This window comes from Nocardia barduliensis (genome assembly GCF_013315795.1).
GTDB classification, from domain to species: domain Bacteria; phylum Actinomycetota; class Actinomycetes; order Mycobacteriales; family Mycobacteriaceae; genus Nocardia; species Nocardia barduliensis.
In genome coordinates this window covers 97,413-114,708 of sequence record NZ_JABLTE010000005.1, presented here as the reverse complement: position 1 = coordinate 114,708, position 17,296 = coordinate 97,413, and the positions used below count along the sequence as shown (strand labels likewise).

The following is a 17,296-nucleotide window of genomic DNA, read 5'->3' as shown; positions in this document are numbered from 1 at the left end:
TTGTTCTCCTTACGGATCGGTTCCCAGCCAGTGTCGCTTGCATGGGTTCGTCGCGACCAGACGCTATGGATGCCGTGTTTCCCTGCAGTCAAGGATGTGTTTCGCCGGTGTTACACGTGCGTCTGGCAGCGTGGTGCTGACCACCCGGACTCGAAATGCATGGTAGTCCTGCCCCCGGTGCGGCGCGCGTCGAGGCTGAACTCCGCTTATGCGGTACCGGGCGGCGGTTCGGGCGCGCCTATTCTGGGGTGCATGGCACGCATCACCGGCTCCTGGCTCTCCGGACCCTCGGCCGACTCCGGCGGCCCGGCAACTCCCGAGTTCCCCGGTGAGCACCTCGGCCTGCCGAGGACCGGAGCGGGCTCGCTGGCCGGCATGGGGCGGCGCATCGCCGCCCTCTTCGTGGACTGGATGATCTCGCTCGGCATCGCGGCGCTGATCGTCCGCAGTGGTTCGGCGTCGAGCCTGACGCTGCTGGTCTGGTTCGTCATCGGCATCGGCGCGGTCACGCTGTTCGGCTTCACGCCGGGCCAGTATTTCCTGCGGTTGCGCACGGTGCGCATCGACGCGCCCGCCCGGGTCGGCTTCGTCCGCGCCCTGGCCAGGCAGGTGCTGCTGCTGTTCGTGGTGCCCGCGCTGTTCACCGACGCCGACGGGCGCGGCATGCACGACCGCGCCACCGGCACGGCGCTGGTGCATTCGCGCTGATCCGCCCGGTTTCGGGCCGTCTACGACCGGGTGTCCGGTTGCGCACCCGCGATCCGGGATCCGGACGATCGCGCCGCCGGTGGATATCCACGAGTCGCGGCTGCCCGCGTCCCAGGAAGGGGACACGGGCAGCCGGGGAAATCTGCGGTCAGCGGCGGCGGATGGTCCGCTGCACCCCGCGCATCTTCGCGCCTGCGGGCATCGGCCCCTTCGGCAGGGCGGGCCCGCCGCGCGCGCTGAGCGCGGCCAGCCGGCCTTCGATCAGGTCCATCCGCTTGGTGTCGATGTTGCGCGGCAGCTTGGTGAGGTAGCGCTGCAGGTCCTTGAGCGGAATCTGACCTTCGTCGTTCCCGATGACGACGTCGTAGATCGGGGTGTCGCCGATCAGCCGGGCCGTGCGCTTCTTCTCCTGGGCGAGCAGCGACTTGACCCGCTGGGGGGAGCCTTCGGCGACCAGCACCACGCCGGGCAGGCCGATCACCCGGTGCACCGCGTCCAGTTGGGTGGTCGCGGCGATGCCGTTGCTCACCCGCCATTTGCCCTGGAGGTTGTCCAGCACCCAGGCCGCGGCGCCGGCTTGGCCCTCGGCCTTGCGGTAGACGCTCTTCTGCACCCGCCGTCCGAAGATGATGAACGCCACCAGCGCGCCGAGCACCACGCCCAGCGGGACGAGGAACAAGGTCAGCCCGAAGATCAGGCCGATCACGACGAAGACGGCGGTGCTGCCGACCAGGGCGCCGATCATCAGCGGCAGCAGCAGCTTGTCTTCCTTACGCTGCATCTGGAACGCCTGCCACAACTGCTTGCGGCGTTCTCTCGACTGCTGCTTGCGGGCCGCTTTCGCCGCGGCCTTCGCTTCCTTGGTGGGCTTGCCTGCTGCCATGCCCTTCAGGATAGTGCCCAGGTAGTCGCGGCTTTGCCGTGGGACAGCGGGCCGCCGCGGCGCTACCCGCGGCGGGCGATCGGGCCGAGCACGGTGAGATCCAGGTCACCCGACGCCTCGGTCCAGCCCATCGCGCGCAATTCGACCGGCGCCGCGACACCCAGGGCGTCCCGCAGGCCGACGGCCACCGAGCGGGCGAACTCGACCAGGCTGTTCGGGGCGATGGGCCAGAAGAGGGTCCTGGTCCAGTTGTCCGCGTCGTGCCGCACCGCGGGCTCGTGCCAGCCCAGCGCCCGCAACTCCCGCGCGGCGGTCTCCGGGATCGGGTGGCTCAGGTAGTGGTTCCCGGCCAGTTCAGCGGACAACTTGATGTCGTATTGAACGAATTGGACGTAGCGGTTTCCGGGGGCGGCGATGATGAGCGTCGCCCTGGACGGCAACTCGGAAAGACAATGCGCCAGCGCTCGCACGAACTGCTCCCAGTCCGCTGTCGCCGGCTCGCTCATTCTTCCCCCGGGTATCGGCACTGGCCTGATCATACGCCGAAGCGCCTGGGAGGCCAGACGAAAATTGTTGCGCTCCTGCCCAGTTCAGCCGCGTTATAGCCGTTTGCCATATCCGGTGTCGCACTCGTCGGGTAGCGCCCGAACCCGCGTCTGCACCGCTCGATGAACGCCCGCTCGCGGCGGGCCCGCTCAGTATCTCGACACTCACCGCCCGAGGGCAGCGTGGGCGGACGGTAGGGTCTGGGTTCACGCTTCGAATCGCATGATGTGTTTCGTCTCGGCTTCGCCAAGTGCGCAGCGGACGAGCGGGAGGGTGTCCGGTGGGGAAGGGACGCAATCTGATCGGTCCCGCGAACTTGGTATGGGTGCTCGTCGCCGGTGTGGGCGCGGTGCTCTTCGTCGCCGCGGTCGTCAGCCTCGGTGTGCGCCTGGGGATGCGATCGGGGCTGGAGGCCGCGGCGATTCTGGCGCTGCCGGTGAGCGTGGTGCTCGGAATGGTGTTGTGGACACAGGTGCTGGGTGTGGTCTGGCGTCTTCGGCGGGCGTATCTGCGGCGGTCGGGGACGGCGGTTCCCGCGGCCGTGGTCGATACCAGCTACCGGCGGTTGAACAGGATCAACGGCTTCGATCAGCATCGAGTGCGCATCGAGGTGACCTTCGGGCATCCGGAGACCGGTGTGGAACATCTGTTGCGGAAGGAGTACGTGTTCTCCGAGTTCCGCCGGAGACGGGCGACGTCGTTGCAGGCCGACTTCCCGGAGGGCGCCTCGATGACTGCGCTGGTGCGGGGGCGGTCCGCGGCGTTCGATCTGCCGGTACGCCCGGCCTGGGCGGATATCTGGTGACCGGCGCGAACCCATCTTTCAGACGAGCGCATTGCGCTGTTCAGCTCGCGGCCACCGGGCGGTGTTAGCTTCCCCGACGTGTGTGCGCGGTTGGTGGTGAGCGTCCATGACGTCGCACCGGCGAGTGCGGCGGAGACGGCGCGCTGGTGCGCCGACGCCGATCGATTCGGGATCCCCGTCTCGCTGTTGGTGATTCCCGGCCCTTGGCGCGGGCAGCGGTTGTCCGGCGATCCGGACTATGCCGCGTTCCTGCGCGAGCGCCGACGGGCCGGTGACGACATCCTGCTGCACGGGTGGTCGCACCGGGCAGGGCCCGAAGGCGGGTGGCCGCGTCGCGCGGTAGGACGGGCGGTGGCGCGGGGAGCGGCCGAATTCGCCGCGTTGAACGTCGGCGAGGCCGCGGCCAAGCTGCGCGCCGCCACCGAGGTGATGTCCGAAGCGGGTTTGTCCACCACCGGCTTCACTCCCCCCGGCTGGCTGGCCTCACCCGACGCGGAGCGGGCGCTGCGCGCGGCGGGGTTCACCTACACCACCTCGCACTTCGCGGCGAAGCACCTGCGCACCGGACGCCGGTATCGGGGGTTCGCGCTCTCGCACCGTCCGGGCGGCGGGTGGTCCGAACGGTTGGGCGCGGCGATGGTCCACACCATGGCCCGCCGCATCGCCGAACGCGACGGGCTGGTCCGTCTGGCCTTGCATCCCGACGACCTGAGCAGACCGGGTCTGCGCGACACCACCCTGCGCGCCATCGACGCGGTACTGCGGACCGGCGCACGGGCGACGACCTACGGCGAGCTGGTCGGATCGGCGGTCGACTAGTGCGCATCGTGCAGATCGCCAACTTCTACACCCCGGCTTCCGGCGGTTTGCGCACGTGCGTCGACGAGATCGGGCGCGGCTATTCGGCGGCGGGCCACGACCGGGTGCTCGTGGTGCCCGGTCCGCGCGACGACGACGAGCACACCGCATCCGGTCACCGGATCACCGTGCGCAGCCCGAGGTTCGGCGAGGCCGGCTATCACGTGCTCACCGCCCGCCGTACCCGGCCCGTCCTCGATCGGCTGGCCCCGGACGTGCTCGAGTGCAGCGACAAACTCAGCGTCCGCTGGCTCGCTCCGTGGGCGCGCGGCGCGGGTGTCCCGCTGGTGTTGTTCTCGCACGAACGCATCGACGCCATCCTGCGCTCACGGGTGCCGCGCGGCTTCCCGCTCACCGCGGCGGCCGACCTGGCCAACCGGCGGCTCTGGGTGCGCGCCGAAAAGGTCGTCGTGACATCGAATTTCGCCACCGCCGAGTTCGACCGGGTCGGCGCGCGCAACGTACGCCGGGTCCCGCTCGGCGTGGACCTCGCCACCTTTCGCCCGTCCACCGAAGGACCGCGCGACGCCGAGCGCTCCGACGATCCGGTGCGGCTGGTCCTGGTGAGCCGGTTGTCGCGGGAGAAACGAGCCGAACGCGCTATCCAGGCGGTCCGCGTCCTGGTCGAATCCGGTCTGCGCTGCGCGCTGTCGGTGATCGGTGACGGCCCGCTGCGTCCGCGCCTGGAGCATATGGCGGCCGGGCTTCCGGTCGTGTTCCACGGCCACCTCACCGACCGGACCGCGCTGGCCGCCCTGATCGCCGACGCCGACATCGCCGTGTTCCCCTCCCCTGCCGAGACTTTCGGCCTCGCCGTGCTGGAGGCCCTCGCGTGCGGGACGCCGGTCGTCGTCCCGGCGGCGGGCGCCGCCCGCGAACTCATCGGCGCGCCCGGCTCGGGCATCGTGTGTGACGGGACCCCGCAGGGCCTCGCCGACGGCGTCCGCGAACTGCTCGCCCTCCCCGCTGCCCAGCGCGGGCGCGCGGCCCGCGCTGCGGCGGAACGCTTTCCGTGGTCGGCGACGGTCGAGCGCATGCTCGCCCTCTACGCGCCCTACGAAACCCCGGCCCGATCCGCCTGACGCGCAGCGAAACGCAGGCGCGACCGGATCGGTGATTCAGTTCCGGCGCAGCAGCGCCCGGATGCCGCGCTCGGACAGTGGGCCGCCTCGCCGCGTCCGTCGGCCGTCGCCTGCGGGAGCCACCTCGTCGACCTGCACCCGCATCGGCCGCTGCGTCGCTTCGGCGGTTTCCCGCTCGTCGTGCAGGGTCGGCGAATTCGCCAGCAGCGCGACACCCACGATCACCGCGATGGCCGCGCAAGCCAGCAGTGGCGGGCGCGGGTGGATCGTCGCGGTGAACAGTGTCGCCCCGGCCAGGTAGCTGAGCACCGGGTCGGTGATCGTCATCGCGGTCAACGCAGTGGGCAGCGAACCGCGAGCGTACGCCTCCTGGGTCAGGATGCCGCCGAGCACCGTCGACACCGGAATGCCGAGCAGCGCCCAACTCGGCTCCGGCAGCGCGCTCGTCGCCACCACCACCAGGACCGCGGTGGCGGCGAAACAGCAGCCCGCCGCCACCGCCACCAGCGCGGACCGCAGCTGCGTTGAGCGGGCCAGCCGGGACACACCGAACAGCACGACGATCGCGACGGCCACTCCGGTGCCCGCCACGGGCAACAGTTCGCCCCGCACCGCCGAATGCGCGGGAATCCCCTGCGCGACGAGCAGAATCAGCCCGGCGCACACCGCTGTCGTTCCGGCCCAGTCCCGGGCCAGCAGCGCCCGCCTGCGCCGCAGCGCCGCGAACGGCAGCGCGAACAGCAATTGCACGACCAGCAACGCCTGCACCACCGCGATGGCCCCGAAACGCAGCGCGAACGCGTGCACGACGAACCCGGCCACGTTCGCCCCCTGCCCGGCCAGCCAGCGGCGGTCGGTGAGCAAGCGGCGCGCGATCGCGGCGATCAGCAGGAACCGTCCCTGCCCGGTTCCGGCGGCGGCCTGCCGCGCCGCGCCCTGTTGCAGCGCGGCGGACACCGCGAACAGCAACGCGCTCAGCAACGCCAGGGTGATCGTCGCCACCGCGTCGACGGATCCGAAATAGCGCTCCGGCACAGCGCCGATGCTGGTCTGCGCGGATGAACGCCGGATGGCGTGCGCCCGGCGACTGGACGACCACCCCGGTTCCAGGGGCTGGACGGCCGTCCCGGCACACTCGATAGTCCTATGGTGACCGAACGAGCCGTCCTGTCGCGCATCCTGTGCGGCCTGCTGTTGCTGCTGGCCGCGATAGCCCCGGCGACCGCAGCCGCCGAACCACTTCCGGTGCCCTACCAGTGGAAGCAGACGTACATCGACGGCAAGGACGGCACCCGGCTGCACGCGGACATCCTGCGCCCGGCCGGTGTCTCCGACGACACCCGCACGCCCGTCGTCCTCACCGTCAGTCCGTATCGCGCGCATCTGGCGTATCTGAGCGAGCCGCGCCTTTCCGGCGGCCCCTCCACCGACAACCTCACCGCCGAGTTGTTCCTGAACGCGGGCTACACCTACGTCGTCGTCGACCTGCGCGGATTCGGCGGCTCCAACGGCTGCCCGGACTTCGGCGGTCCCGGGGAACGCGCGGACGTCGCCGCGGCCGTGGAGTGGGCGGCGAGCCAGCCGTGGTCCACCGGCAAGGTGGGGCTGTTCGGCACGTCGTACGAAGCCTGGACCGGCCTCATGGGCCTGGCCACCGCGCCGAAGGGCCTCGCCGCCGTCGGTGCGTTCGAGCCGGTCGTCGACCCGTATTCCTACCTGTACATGCAGGGCGTCTCGTGGAAGTTCTCCGGCAAGCCGATCACCGAGAGCGGTGTGCGGCCCGCCGACTTCGCGGGCTTGGAGCATCTGCTCATCGCCTCGACCCCGCCGCGCCCGGAGGACTCCGGCGAATACCAGGCGAACGCGACGCAGTTGCCGTGGCAGTGCTACCGGCAGTATCTGGCCGACATCGGCGACCACAATCCGGACACCGCCTTCTGGCGTGACCGCGACCTGGTCGCCCGACTGCGCGGCAACACGATCCCGGTGTTCCTCGGTCAGGGTTTCGTCGACTACAACACCCGGGCCTACCGGGTGTTCGATCTCTGGAACGGCCTCGGCCCCGGCGACCACCGGGCCTGGTTCGGCCAGTGGGGACACCGCACCTGCCACGACAAATGCGGCACACCGCACTTCGACACCGAGTTGCTCGCGTTCTTCGACAAGCACGTCGCCGACCGCGACGTGCGGGTTCCCGGACCGCGGATCACCGTCGGCCAGTTCGACGGCCGCTGGCGCGCGGAGAACGCGTGGCCTCCCGCGGACGCCCAGCGGATCTCGGTGGAGCTGCGGCCGGGCGGCTATACCGATCGCGGCCTGGTCCCGGGGCCCGATCGCGAGATCTGGTCGGTCTCCGCGCCGCTGACCGGGGACCAGCATCTGTCCGGCATCCCGACCGCGACCCTCCGGCTGAGCGGCCCGGCGAGCGCGACGGTGGCGGTCGAGCTCTACGACATCGCACCCGACCTGCGCGCGACCGTCATCACCCGCGGCATCGCCCCCGTCCGCGACACCGCCGAGGTTCGGCTGCTCGCGCAGGACTGGCCGATTGCCGCAGGTCATCGGATCGGCGTGCGCGTCACCGACGTGGTGGACGACGTGTGGTCACACTCCCCCGCCTTCGCTCCCGTGACGGTGATCTCGGCCCGCGTCGAGCTGCCGCTGCTGACCGGAACACGGCGTCCCGATCTGCCGGGTGGGCTCACCGAAGGCATCGTGAAGTGGCGAAACGAGAAGACGATCGCCCTCGACCCGAGTGTGTTGAACAATGCAACGGTGCCCATGAATCTGCCCGACCGCACCGGTGACCGATGACGGAGCCGGTCGACGACCTGACCGCCGAGCGCCTCGCCGCCGCGCTCCGGTGCGCCACCGTGTCCACCGACGACCCGCGCGACGCCGACAGCGACGCGTTCGACCGCCTCGACGCACACCTGCGGGCGTCCTTCCCGCGCGTGCACGCCGAACTGGAACTGCGGCGGTTCGCGCACAGCAGGCTCTACCGCTGGCCGGGCGCCGAACCGGACCGGGTGGCCGCGATCCTGCTCGCGCACCAGGACGTGGTGCCCGCGGACGATCCGCAGCGCTGGACCCACCCGCCGTTCGCGGGTGTGGTCGACGACGAATTCATCTGGGGCCGTGGCGCGATCGACGACAAGAGCCGCGTGCTGGCCATCCTGGAGGCGGTCGAGTCGGCGCTCGCCGCGGGCCTGCGTCCCCGGCACACCGTGTACCTGGCCTTCGGGCACGACGAAGAGGTCTTCGGCGGCGCGGGCGCCGAGCGGATGGCCGGACATCTGCGGCAGGCGGGCGTGCGCGCGGATCTGCTGCTGGACGAGGGCGGGGTGATCACCGCGGGCGTGGTCGAGGGGGTGCGGCAACCGGTCGCCACGATCATGCTCGGCGAGAAGGGCTACGCGACGGTCCGGCTGTCGGTCACCGAGGTGGGCGGCCATTCGTCCATGCCGGGCAAGCAGACGGCGGTCGGCCGGCTCGCGCGGGCGGTGGGGCGCATCCAGGACCATCCGATGCCGCTGCGGCTGACCCCCGTGATCGCGGACATGCTGGCCAGGCTGCGCCATGTGATGCCGGGGCCGCGGCGGCGGCTGCTCGCGCTCGCGAGCATCGCGGGACCGGCGATCACCCGCGTGATGGCGACCCAGCCGCAGACCGAGGCGATGGTGCGCACCACCACCGCGCCGACCGTCATCCGCGGCGGAGTCCGGCCGAACGTGCTGCCCCAGCGGGCCGAGGCGATGGTGAATTTCCGCATCCTGCCCGGCGACTCGGTCTCCTCGGTGCTGGAGCACTGCCGCAAAGTGGTGCGCGACAAGGGAATCGAGTTCGAACTGATCGGCATGTCGTCGGAACCGTCGAACATCACCGGGCCCGGCCCCGGCTTCGAGCTGATCGCCGAACTCGCCCGTGCCGTCGTCCCCGGCATCGCGGTGACCACCGGCATCGTGCCCGGCGCGACCGATTCCAGGCACTACGACGACCTGGCGGGCACCCGGTGCAACTTCGCGCCGATCGTGCTGGACCAGCGCGACCTGGCCTCGATCCACGGAACCGACGAACGCCTCTCCCGGGTCAACTACGCTCGACTCATCGAGTTCAACCGGCGGCTGATCGAGCATTTCGCGACGGTCGGCGCGCCATCGACGGCAGGAGCCGAGGCATGACGACCGAGCCGACGGCGAGCGACGCCACGCCCGCCGAGCCGCCCGCGATCCGCACCGAGTCCGGCGAGTTCGACGGCATCGGCAGCGGGGTGGCCTGGCGCGCGTGGCTGCCCGACGGCGCCGCGCGTGGCGTGATCGTCCTGGTCCACGGCGTGGCCGAACATTCCGGCCGCTACACCCACGTCGGGCGGCGCTTGGTGGCCGCCGGTTTCGCGGTCTACGCGCTCGACCACATCGGGCACGGCAAGTCCGCGGGCGGTAAGGCCAACATCGGTTCCATGGACGGCGCGGCCGACAACGTCGCCGCCATGCTGGCCATCGCGGGCCGGGAGCAGCCGGGCGTGCCGCGCTTCGTCGTCGCGCACTCGATGGGCAGCCTGATCACCCTGTATCTGGCCACCCGCGCGCCGATCGATGTCGCGGGCATAGTGCTGTCCGCCCCGCCGCTGGACATCCCGGTGGGCAATCCGGTGCAGCGCATGCTCGCGCCGGTGTTGAGCAGGTTCACCCCGAATCTCGGTGTGCTGAAACTGGATTCGTCGCAGATCAGCCGCGACCCGGCGGTGGTTGCGGCCTACGACAACGATCCGCTGGTCTACCGGGGCAAACTGCCCGCCCGCACCGGCGCCGAGATGCTGGACGCGACGAACACGGTCAAGCAGCGGCTGGCGCGGCTGACCGTGCCGCTGCTGGTGCTGCACGGCACCGCCGACTCGATCGCCGCGCCGTCCAGCTCCGATCTCATCGAGCGCGGCGCCGGGTCCAGCGACCTCACCGTGATCCGCTACGAGGGCCTCTACCACGAGGTATTCAACGAGCCCGAGCAGCGGAAGGTGCTCGACGATGTCGTCGGCTGGCTGGAAGCGCACCTGACCGAACCGTAGTATCCCGGCATGAGCAATACCGGATCCATCGCGTTCATCCGTGCCAGCTGGCACAGCTCGATCGTCGGTAAGGCATACGAGGGTTTCCGCACCGAATACGCCGACCTCGGCTTCGACCCCGCCACCGTCGACGTCTACGAGGTGCCGGGCGCCTTCGAGATCCCGCTGCACGCCAAGCGGCTGGCACGATCCGGCCGGTACGCGGCGATCGTGGCGTCCGCCCTGGTGGTGGACGGCGGCATCTACCGGCACGACTTCGTGGCCTCGGCGGTGATCGACGGGCTGATGCGGGTCCAGCTGGACACCGACGTGCCGGTGTTCTCGGTCGTGCTCACCCCGCACCACTTCCACGAGCACAGCGAGCACGTCACGTACTTCACCGAGCACTTCGTGACCAAGGGCGCCGAAGCGGCCCGTGCGCTGGCGAGCACGCTGAGTTCGTTGCGGTCGCTGCCGGTGTAGCGGCGGCTACCGGAACTTGGCCAGGCAGGCGCTCTCGCCGTCCAGGACGCCGGTGCGGAAGGCCTCCAACCGCTGATAGCCGCTCGGCACGACGTCGCCGTTCACGTCCGCGGCCGCCAGCCCGTCGGCGAGCAGGCCGGAGACCGCTTCGTCCAGGTCACCCGCGGACAGGTGCGGGTCGCTGCCCGGCTCGCTCAGCTTCGTGGTCACCACGCCGCTGAGGCAGGCGGTGCGCAGGCCCGCCGTCTCGGCGCCGGTCAGCGAGAGCCCGCGATCCTGTTGCACGGCGAGCACGTACCGCGACACGAAGACGACGAACGCGTTGTAGTCGCCGTCCACGACCGCAGACAGCGGGTCCTCGCCCGCCATCGGTCCGCCACGGCGGGCCAGGGCAGGGACATCGGTGCCGATCCGGTTCGCGCTCGGGCAGTACGACACCGGCCGGGTGAGCGTGACCTCCGAGCAGCTGCGGCCGACCCCGGAGTAGTCGAACCGCGGCGGCCGCGCGATCGGGAAGATCTCGGCCAGCGCCTTGCTCAGGCTGGTCAGCGCGGCGGCATCCACCGGCAGCTGCGCCTGCTCCTCGCCGGGTTCGAAGGTGGTGGGCAGGTTGCCGCGGCGCTGGGCGATCTCCTTCCTGGTGATCTTCTTGCACCCGTCCGCACCGTCGGTGTAGCCGATCTGCACCGCGGTCACCCGCTCGAACGCCGAGCCGTGCACGTTCTCCGGATCGTTCGGATCCCGGTCGCGGACGGCCACCGTGGCGCCGAGCACGGCGTTGAGGCCGTCGGTGGTGTTGAGCGTGAAGTGCGCCGAGTTCCCCTCGGCCACATGGCGCAGGAAGACCCCGGCGAGGCAGTCGGCCTGCTGTTCCTGCACGAGTGGCGGAGTCAGCAAACCGGCCAGCCTCGCCTGCCCCTGGATGGCGTGGCCGTACTCGTGGGCCAGCACCATCACCACCGCCATCTCGCCGTACTTCTGCACCAATTTCGGCAGCAGCACACCGCGATCCCAGCCGATGGTGTGGTCGCCACCGCAGTAGGCGGCGTTCACCACCTGGTAGGTGTCCGACTTGCAGAACTTGACCGATTGCGTCTTCGGCGCTTTGGCGTCCCAGGAGATGTACCTGGTCACCGGCTTGAACGTGCCCGGAAAGTACTTGGCGTACTCGGCGGTCCAAAAGTCCTGGACGTCGGCGACGGCATTGAGGGCCAGCTTGTCGACGGGGCCGCCGTCACCGTTGTCCGCCGTGAGCGACGCGTCCGGTACGCCCTTGCGCGGACCGTTCGGGCCAGAAGCCGTCATCGATCCGGCCAGCTCCCAGGTGTCGGCAGGCGGCGAGACCTGCTGGGCCGCAGGATCATTGCTTGCCTGCGCACACGCGGCCAGCACCGTCGCCACGACCGCGAGTACCGCCACCGGACCGAATCGCCTGTTCTTCATCTCGAACCCGCCTCCCCGAGTACCGCGCGCGAGCGCTCACATCCTAATCGCGACAAATCGGCCGCGCGCATCAATCACCGTGCAGCCGACGCGAACTGGCGCATGTGTGTGGCGACGCGGCCATCCGAGTTCTATCTGCACGAACGGCACAGCACCCGACAACAGCGCTGCGATACGGAAGTTTCTGCGGCTGACCGGGCATACAGATCCGCCGACCACTCGGGTGTCGTCTCGGGGGCCGAACATCCGAATCGCCTGCCTCGAAGCGGATCTCGGAACCGGACCGACTCCTTCGCCCCAGGCCGGTCGCGAGCGGCCGTGTCTGCGTATACGGTCGCGTCCGACGACGCTCATCGGCGCGAACGACCGGCCGTTCAGCATGCTAAATTCGTCGCCAGTTGCGAGGACGAGGGGGCGGAGTTGCTACAAGCCGATGTGGACCAGATCCGCGCGATGGCAGACAAACTGCTGGCCGCGGGCGGCGCTATCGACAGCATCGATGTACGTTCCTCGGCGGCGGGGCTGCACGCGGCTGTGCCCGGGTCCGATATCCCCCGAGCCATCGAACTGGCCGCCGAGTTCGTCGAGGGCGCGTATCTGCGCGTCGCCGAGCGGCTGCGCGAGGTGGCGAACAAGGCCGCAGACGCGGCTGGCAATCTGCAGACCAGCGACCAGCAGTTCGCCCAGATGATGCACGCCATGGACGTGCACCATGCTTAGTCCCGGCGAAGTCGAGCGCTGGGACCTCGGGGCGCTCGACGCATGGACGGGCAAACTCGCCGAATCCCGGTCCACGCTGGCCGAGCAGCTCGACGGCGCCCGCAAACACTTCGACGAGGTCCGGCACGACTGGCAGGGCGTCGCCTACGACGCCGCGTACAACCGTGTCGGCCAAGACCACGACCAGGGTAAGAAGCTCGGGTACGAGATCGACGAGCTGATCGACATCCTGACGCGCGGAGTCGGCGCGGTAGCCGGGTGCCGGGACACCCTGCTGGCGAAGCTGAACGACGCGCGCGCAGCACAGCTCACCGTGGACGACACCTGGAAGGTACTCGACAAAGAAGGCGTCGACCCCGAGGTGATCCGCACCCATCAGGACGCGATCAACGGTGCGTTCTCCCCGTTCCGCGACGCCGTCGAGGACCTGGCGAAGCAGATCGGCGATCAAGCGCTCGAGATCAGATCGGGCGGCGACCTCCTCGGCTCCAGCCTCGACGTCGCCGACGCCGACACACAGGCGGCTCGGTTCGGCAAGCAGGACGGCAAGGCACTCGCCGACGCGGCGCGCACCGGCGACACCGCGGCCATCGATGCGATCGCCTCGGATATGCCCGAGCACGTGCTGAGTCCGGACGAACTGCGCCGCCTGGCGGCGGGCGAGGAGGTCAGCACCGTCCCGGCCAGCGTGCAGGACTATTACAAGGCGCTGTACCAGGAAGCGGGCAAGGACGGCATCCTCGCGCTGAACCAGCGACTGCTCGAGCGGGAACAGGCCGGTGATCCCGTCGCGGCGATGAAACGCGACAACCTGGCCAACTCGCTCATGGTCGTGTCGAACGAGAAGATCGGTTCCGGCACCCGGCGCGGCTCCTACGCCGACCTTCCGCCCGGAGTCCGTGAACTGGTGTCGGGCCGCTACGAAGAACGCGACGACACGGTGATCGACGGACAACGCCCCGTCAAGGAGCAGATGCTGCAACAGGCCGCATTCGCCGAACTGCTGACCCAAGCCAACCCCGGCTACGAGCCCGGGCAAACCCTCGGCATCGAATTGGGCAGGCAGAGCGCCAGCCTCGCCGAGTACGTCGAAGCCGGCGAGCAGGATTGGCACGGCTACCCGCCCGGTTTCGACAAAGGTGACCTGGACAAGGTCGAGGCAGCGAGCCGGCAGTTCTTGGAAACGAGCACCCGCAACAACGAATCCAGCTACGCCCTGCTGACCGGCAAAGATCCGAGCACCGGCCAGGACATCCCCGGCGACCTGTCCTTCGGCGCCACGGACAACCTGTACAACCCACAGAACTTCGACCCCCAGAAATTCACCTCGACCGTCTTCTCCCACGAGTGGGACGACGACGGCAAAACCGCTGCGGGGCTGTACGAATGGATCGCCGACGGTACCGACGAGCCCGGTCGAGAAGGACTATTGGCCAAGCGTGCGCTGGCGGAACTGCCGAACGTCTTCGCGCCGGAAGAGCTGGATGATTCCGGACGACCGAAGCTGAAGGCAGGTGAGGACGGCACGGTCTTCGAGGACAACGCCAAGGCGTTCGTCATCAATCCCAGGCTGGCGGACGGGCTTTCGCATGTTCTGGCGACCAATATGGAAACCTATCTGAGCACCGATACGCGGGATACCAGCATTTTTGACGATCCTCGTGCGCCGGGTGACCAGGCCAACGTCGCCTTCAGCAAGACAGACGCCGACCGTTTGCTGTTCTTGGGCAGCCAATCCGAGACGGGCAGGTTCAGCCTGGAATTCGCCCGGCAGACCTATGAGGCCGAGATGCTGAACCGCGCCATCACCGAAGGCAACGGCGACCCGCAGCGATGGCTGAACATCCACGCACGCGAACTCGGCTCTCTGGACGCACGGATCACCAACGCGTCCTTGAACGCGCTCACCTACCAGCAGGAAAAGACAGCCACCGACGATTTCAACGCCAAACAGGATACGTACGAGATGCGTCAAAAGGTCGGTGACATTGTCAAATCCTTGACCCTGGACAACTTGGAGATCCCCGGCCGGACACCTATAGGCGTCCTTGGCAACCAAGTGCTCGAAGTCGCCAAGGACGAAGGCTACAACGCCGCCATGGAGAAGTTCAATCCCGAACCCGAGAAAGAATACCCCACCTATCCCGACCGATCACAGGCAACCGCCGAAGCGAATCAGCAGATCATCCAGCAGCTGTTCACCACACTACACGCCAATGGACAACTTCCACCGGAATTCCTTGGCACGGACGGCAGACCACTCGACGTTGCCCCTTTTATGGCCGAACCGCTGCAACCGACGCTGAGACAATTCCTCACCGACCGTCACCTGGAGGAATTCACAGATAAGTACGCGAACGCGCATTCCTTCACGACCCTATCGGGGATGGCACAAAGGCCGGGAGACCTTACGTACTACCTGACAGGGCAGCCCCCAGAGGAACCTGAGAACAAATGAGAAAACCGGCACAAGTAGCGCTTGTCGGCACTCTGGCCTGCGCAGTGCTGGGTGGCTGCACACACGACGAACCGAAGCCCGTCGACACCACCTCATCCCAGTACATGTACGATAGAATATTCGATCCCTGCCATCAAATCCCCCAGCAGTTCCTCGAAAAGCACCACCTCGACACCAAGCCAGAGGGCACCGAGAATCGCATCGAACAGTACGTATCCTTGGGATGCTCGTACGATGCCTCAGAGTACGATCTGATCGTCGAGGTCAGCAACGCCCCACTTCACGAAATCCCATTGTTGGATCGCGATAGATACCAACAGACACGCGTCGCCGGGCGTGCCGCCAAGATCCTATCGCTACCGTTGGAACAAAGAATCTGCGTGCTGAATATCGAAATAACAGGCGGAATACTGTCGCTCTACCTGGCCCGCAAAGTCGCCCTCGATCCGTGCACGACTCTGACAGCACTGGCCGGAGAACTCATACCACTACTTCCTCCGGAAGCCTGAACCAGCGTGACGTGGAATTCAACCTTCGAAGAACTGGAGTGACCACAAGCCAGGCGTTCAGTTCGTTCCCAGGAAACGTTTGATCTTCGCGTCGACGTAGGCAATGAGGCATTGCAACGGCCAGCGGCCGTCGTCCATCGGTCCGAAAGTGTCGACGCGGTCGCGCAGTTCCCATAAGAGGTTGTCGATCTCTTCGAGGTCCTGCGCGGTCAGGTGGCCGCGCTGGGTCTGAGCCAATGCCGCCAGCAGTTCTCGATCGATCTCCGCCAGCTCGCCGCGAAGCCATTGGGTTCGGCCCAGTACGGCGTCGTGGCTTTTCAGCTCGAGGTAGTCGAACAGGTTTCGTAACGGCGTCTGCTCGATCGTGTCCGGCGGCGGGAAGGGAACGCGGTTGCGAACAGCGTCGAGCAGGCGCCGGACCTCGCGGGCGCTTTCTATCGAGAAGTCGTCGCTCAGATGGGCCGACAGACGGAGAAGCAGTCGCTCGATGTCGCTCACTTCGCCGGCTCCCTTCTTTCGATGCCCCGCAGACCCGGCGCTGGGGTGGCAACCTGCGGACGCCACGGTTTCGGCAACACCGGAACCTGCGCATCATAGCCAGCGAAACGGGTCGGGTGGATGTCGTTCACGGCATCCGGCCGCCGCCCCACTTCTTCGGGCTCGGCGTCGAGAACACCCGCTGCGCAGCGTCCCTGGACCGCGCCGTGCGCAGCGCCGGTCAGTGCAAGCGGATTCGGGCGATGAGGGCTCGGTGGTCGGAGCGGGGGACGGTGAGGCTGTACAGGTCTTCGGCGGTGGCATCGGCCAGCAGGATGTGGTCGATGCCGATCACCGGGCCCCAGCTGCGGTCTTCCGGATAGGTGGGCAGCAGACCGGCGCCGGTCTGGTCGGCGGCCGAGGCGAAGCGGCCACGCAACAGATCGCGGTAGGCGGTGTGGTCGCGGGTCGCGTTGAAGTCGGCGCCCACGATTGCGGAGCCTTGGTGCGCGTCGAGGATTTCGCGCGTCTTGCGCATCTCCGCGGTCCAGGCGGGGAAATCGAACGGCGGTGGGACCGGATGGAACGCGAAGACGGTGATCGGTCCGCGTTCCGGGTGATCCATTGCCGCGGAGATGTTGTTGAGGATGTATCCGTCGTATTTCTTGTTGTCCCGCAATGGATATCGGCTGTAGATGCCGGTGCCGCCACCGCCGTCGCGAGTGGGCTCGGTGTAGCTATGGGGCAGTTCACCGGACAGGCCCGCGCCTGCCAGGCGCTCGACCGCCGCGTCGGTCAGTTCGTCGACGGTCAGCACGTCGACGTGGTTGTCCCGCACCGCCCGCACCACGGCGGCCGGATCAGCGCCGCCGAACAACAGATTCGATTGCATGACGGTGACCTGCGGACCGGTCGCGGCCCGCCCCTCCGGCACGAACGCGGGCACCAGCGTCCACAACACCGCCACGGCCAGTACCCCGGCGACGGCCGCGCTGCGCCACCCGCGCGCGATCAGCAACAGCACCACACCGGCGATCGCGCCGATCATCAGGTATGACGCCCCTGAGGCGAGCAGCACCAACTCGCGCCGCTGCCAGGCGCCGAAATGCAGCACGATCCCGACCGCGCCCACGACGACAGCGCACCACCCCACACCGAGCAATGCCCGGCTTATCCATCTACGCATGCGGTCGAGCCTAGGCAATGTCTTCGAAGACCCGGTGGCGCGCGAGTGTGGATTCTGTGTGGACCGAGTGTGATCCGTCCCGCCTCTACACTGG

At 68.5% G+C, this 17,296-nt stretch carries 17 protein-coding genes; 11 read left to right on the top strand and 6 right to left on the bottom strand.

The features are described from left to right. Positions 1-252 precede the first annotated feature (252 nt). Positions 253-708 carry an RDD family protein gene (locus HOV91_RS04165; RefSeq protein ID WP_174184085.1) on the top strand — a complete coding sequence of 152 codons (456 nt, stop codon included), beginning with the start codon at positions 253-255 and terminating at the stop codon, positions 706-708. A gap of 148 nt (positions 709-856) precedes the next feature. On the opposite strand, the gene HOV91_RS04160 is transcribed toward HOV91_RS04165, so the two are convergent. After that, a complete protein-coding gene (locus HOV91_RS04160) occupies positions 857-1,591 on the bottom strand; it encodes a DUF4191 domain-containing protein (RefSeq protein ID WP_174184084.1) in 735 nt (244 codons plus the stop codon). A 62-nt stretch (positions 1,592-1,653) separates the two neighbouring features. Next, a complete protein-coding gene (locus tag HOV91_RS04155) occupies positions 1,654-2,097 on the bottom strand; it encodes a TY-Chap domain-containing protein (protein WP_174184083.1) in 444 nt (147 codons plus the stop codon). 320 nt (positions 2,098-2,417) lie between these two features. Between HOV91_RS04155 and HOV91_RS04150 the strand changes: the two genes are divergently transcribed. The 3 genes from HOV91_RS04150 to HOV91_RS04140 all read left to right on the top strand — a co-directional run bounded on the left by HOV91_RS04150 (position 2,418) and on the right by HOV91_RS04140 (position 4,882). Then, the gene (locus HOV91_RS04150; RefSeq protein WP_174184082.1) at positions 2,418-2,942 is read left to right on the top strand and encodes a hypothetical protein; all 525 of its coding nucleotides are present in this window, start codon (positions 2,418-2,420) and stop codon (positions 2,940-2,942) included. 78 nt (positions 2,943-3,020) lie between these two features. After that, positions 3,021-3,761, top strand: a complete 741-nt coding sequence (locus tag HOV91_RS04145) for a DUF2334 domain-containing protein (RefSeq protein ID WP_174184081.1) — start codon at positions 3,021-3,023, stop codon at positions 3,759-3,761. Between the two features lie 8 nt (positions 3,762-3,769). After that, positions 3,770-4,882 carry a glycosyltransferase gene (locus HOV91_RS04140; protein ID WP_312884458.1) on the top strand — a complete coding sequence of 371 codons (1,113 nt, stop codon included), beginning with the start codon at positions 3,770-3,772 and terminating at the stop codon, positions 4,880-4,882. Between the two features lie 36 nt (positions 4,883-4,918). On the opposite strand, the gene HOV91_RS04135 is transcribed toward HOV91_RS04140, so the two are convergent. Then, positions 4,919-5,917, bottom strand: coding sequence for a DMT family transporter (locus HOV91_RS04135; protein WP_312884457.1), 999 nt, complete (start codon positions 5,915-5,917; stop codon positions 4,919-4,921). A gap of 111 nt (positions 5,918-6,028) precedes the next feature. Here HOV91_RS04135 and HOV91_RS04130 point away from each other — a divergent pair, with 111 nt between their 5' ends. From HOV91_RS04130 to HOV91_RS04115, 4 genes are read left to right on the top strand one after another with little or no spacing between them, the layout of a single operon-like run. Further along, a complete protein-coding gene (locus tag HOV91_RS04130; RefSeq protein ID WP_174184079.1) occupies positions 6,029-7,696 on the top strand; it encodes a CocE/NonD family hydrolase in 1,668 nt (555 codons plus the stop codon). Then, positions 7,693-9,063 carry a M20 family peptidase gene (locus tag HOV91_RS04125; RefSeq protein ID WP_174184078.1) on the top strand — a complete coding sequence of 457 codons (1,371 nt, stop codon included), beginning with the start codon at positions 7,693-7,695 and terminating at the stop codon, positions 9,061-9,063. The genes HOV91_RS04130 and HOV91_RS04125 overlap by 4 nt, the downstream gene beginning before the upstream one ends. After that, a complete protein-coding gene (locus HOV91_RS04120; protein ID WP_174184077.1) occupies positions 9,060-9,947 on the top strand; it encodes an alpha/beta hydrolase in 888 nt (295 codons plus the stop codon). Before HOV91_RS04125 ends, HOV91_RS04120 begins: the two co-directional genes overlap by 4 nt. Before the next feature lie 9 nt (positions 9,948-9,956). Beyond that, the gene (locus HOV91_RS04115; RefSeq protein ID WP_174184076.1) at positions 9,957-10,409 is read left to right on the top strand and encodes a 6,7-dimethyl-8-ribityllumazine synthase; all 453 of its coding nucleotides are present in this window, start codon (positions 9,957-9,959) and stop codon (positions 10,407-10,409) included. A gap of 6 nt (positions 10,410-10,415) precedes the next feature. Here HOV91_RS04115 and HOV91_RS04110 read toward each other — a convergent pair whose 3' ends face one another. Continuing rightward, a complete protein-coding gene (locus tag HOV91_RS04110) occupies positions 10,416-11,852 on the bottom strand; it encodes a neutral zinc metallopeptidase (protein WP_174184075.1) in 1,437 nt (478 codons plus the stop codon). Between the two features lie 453 nt (positions 11,853-12,305). Between HOV91_RS04110 and HOV91_RS04105 the strand changes: the two genes are divergently transcribed. The 3 genes from HOV91_RS04105 to HOV91_RS04095 are packed head-to-tail and all read left to right on the top strand — an operon-like array spanning position 12,306 to position 15,539. Further along, entirely contained in the window at positions 12,306-12,572 is a 267-nt protein-coding gene (locus HOV91_RS04105) for a hypothetical protein (protein ID WP_174184074.1), read from the top strand. Beyond that, the gene (locus tag HOV91_RS04100; RefSeq protein ID WP_174184073.1) at positions 12,565-15,030 is read left to right on the top strand and encodes a TPR repeat domain-containing protein; all 2,466 of its coding nucleotides are present in this window, start codon (positions 12,565-12,567) and stop codon (positions 15,028-15,030) included. The genes HOV91_RS04105 and HOV91_RS04100 overlap by 8 nt, the downstream gene beginning before the upstream one ends. Continuing rightward, entirely contained in the window at positions 15,027-15,539 is a 513-nt protein-coding gene (locus tag HOV91_RS04095; RefSeq protein ID WP_174184072.1) for a DUF3558 family protein, read from the top strand. Before HOV91_RS04100 ends, HOV91_RS04095 begins: the two co-directional genes overlap by 4 nt. A 57-nt stretch (positions 15,540-15,596) precedes the next feature. On the opposite strand, the gene HOV91_RS04090 is transcribed toward HOV91_RS04095, so the two are convergent. Both HOV91_RS04090 and HOV91_RS04085 read right to left on the bottom strand, forming a co-directional pair. Next, positions 15,597-16,037, bottom strand: coding sequence for a hypothetical protein (locus tag HOV91_RS04090; RefSeq protein WP_174184071.1), 441 nt, complete (start codon positions 16,035-16,037; stop codon positions 15,597-15,599). Between the two features lie 220 nt (positions 16,038-16,257). After that, positions 16,258-17,202 (bottom strand): endonuclease/exonuclease/phosphatase family protein, encoded by a 945-nt coding sequence (locus HOV91_RS04085; protein WP_174184070.1) that lies wholly within the window; start codon positions 17,200-17,202, stop codon positions 16,258-16,260. Between the last annotated feature and the right edge of the window lie 94 nt (positions 17,203-17,296).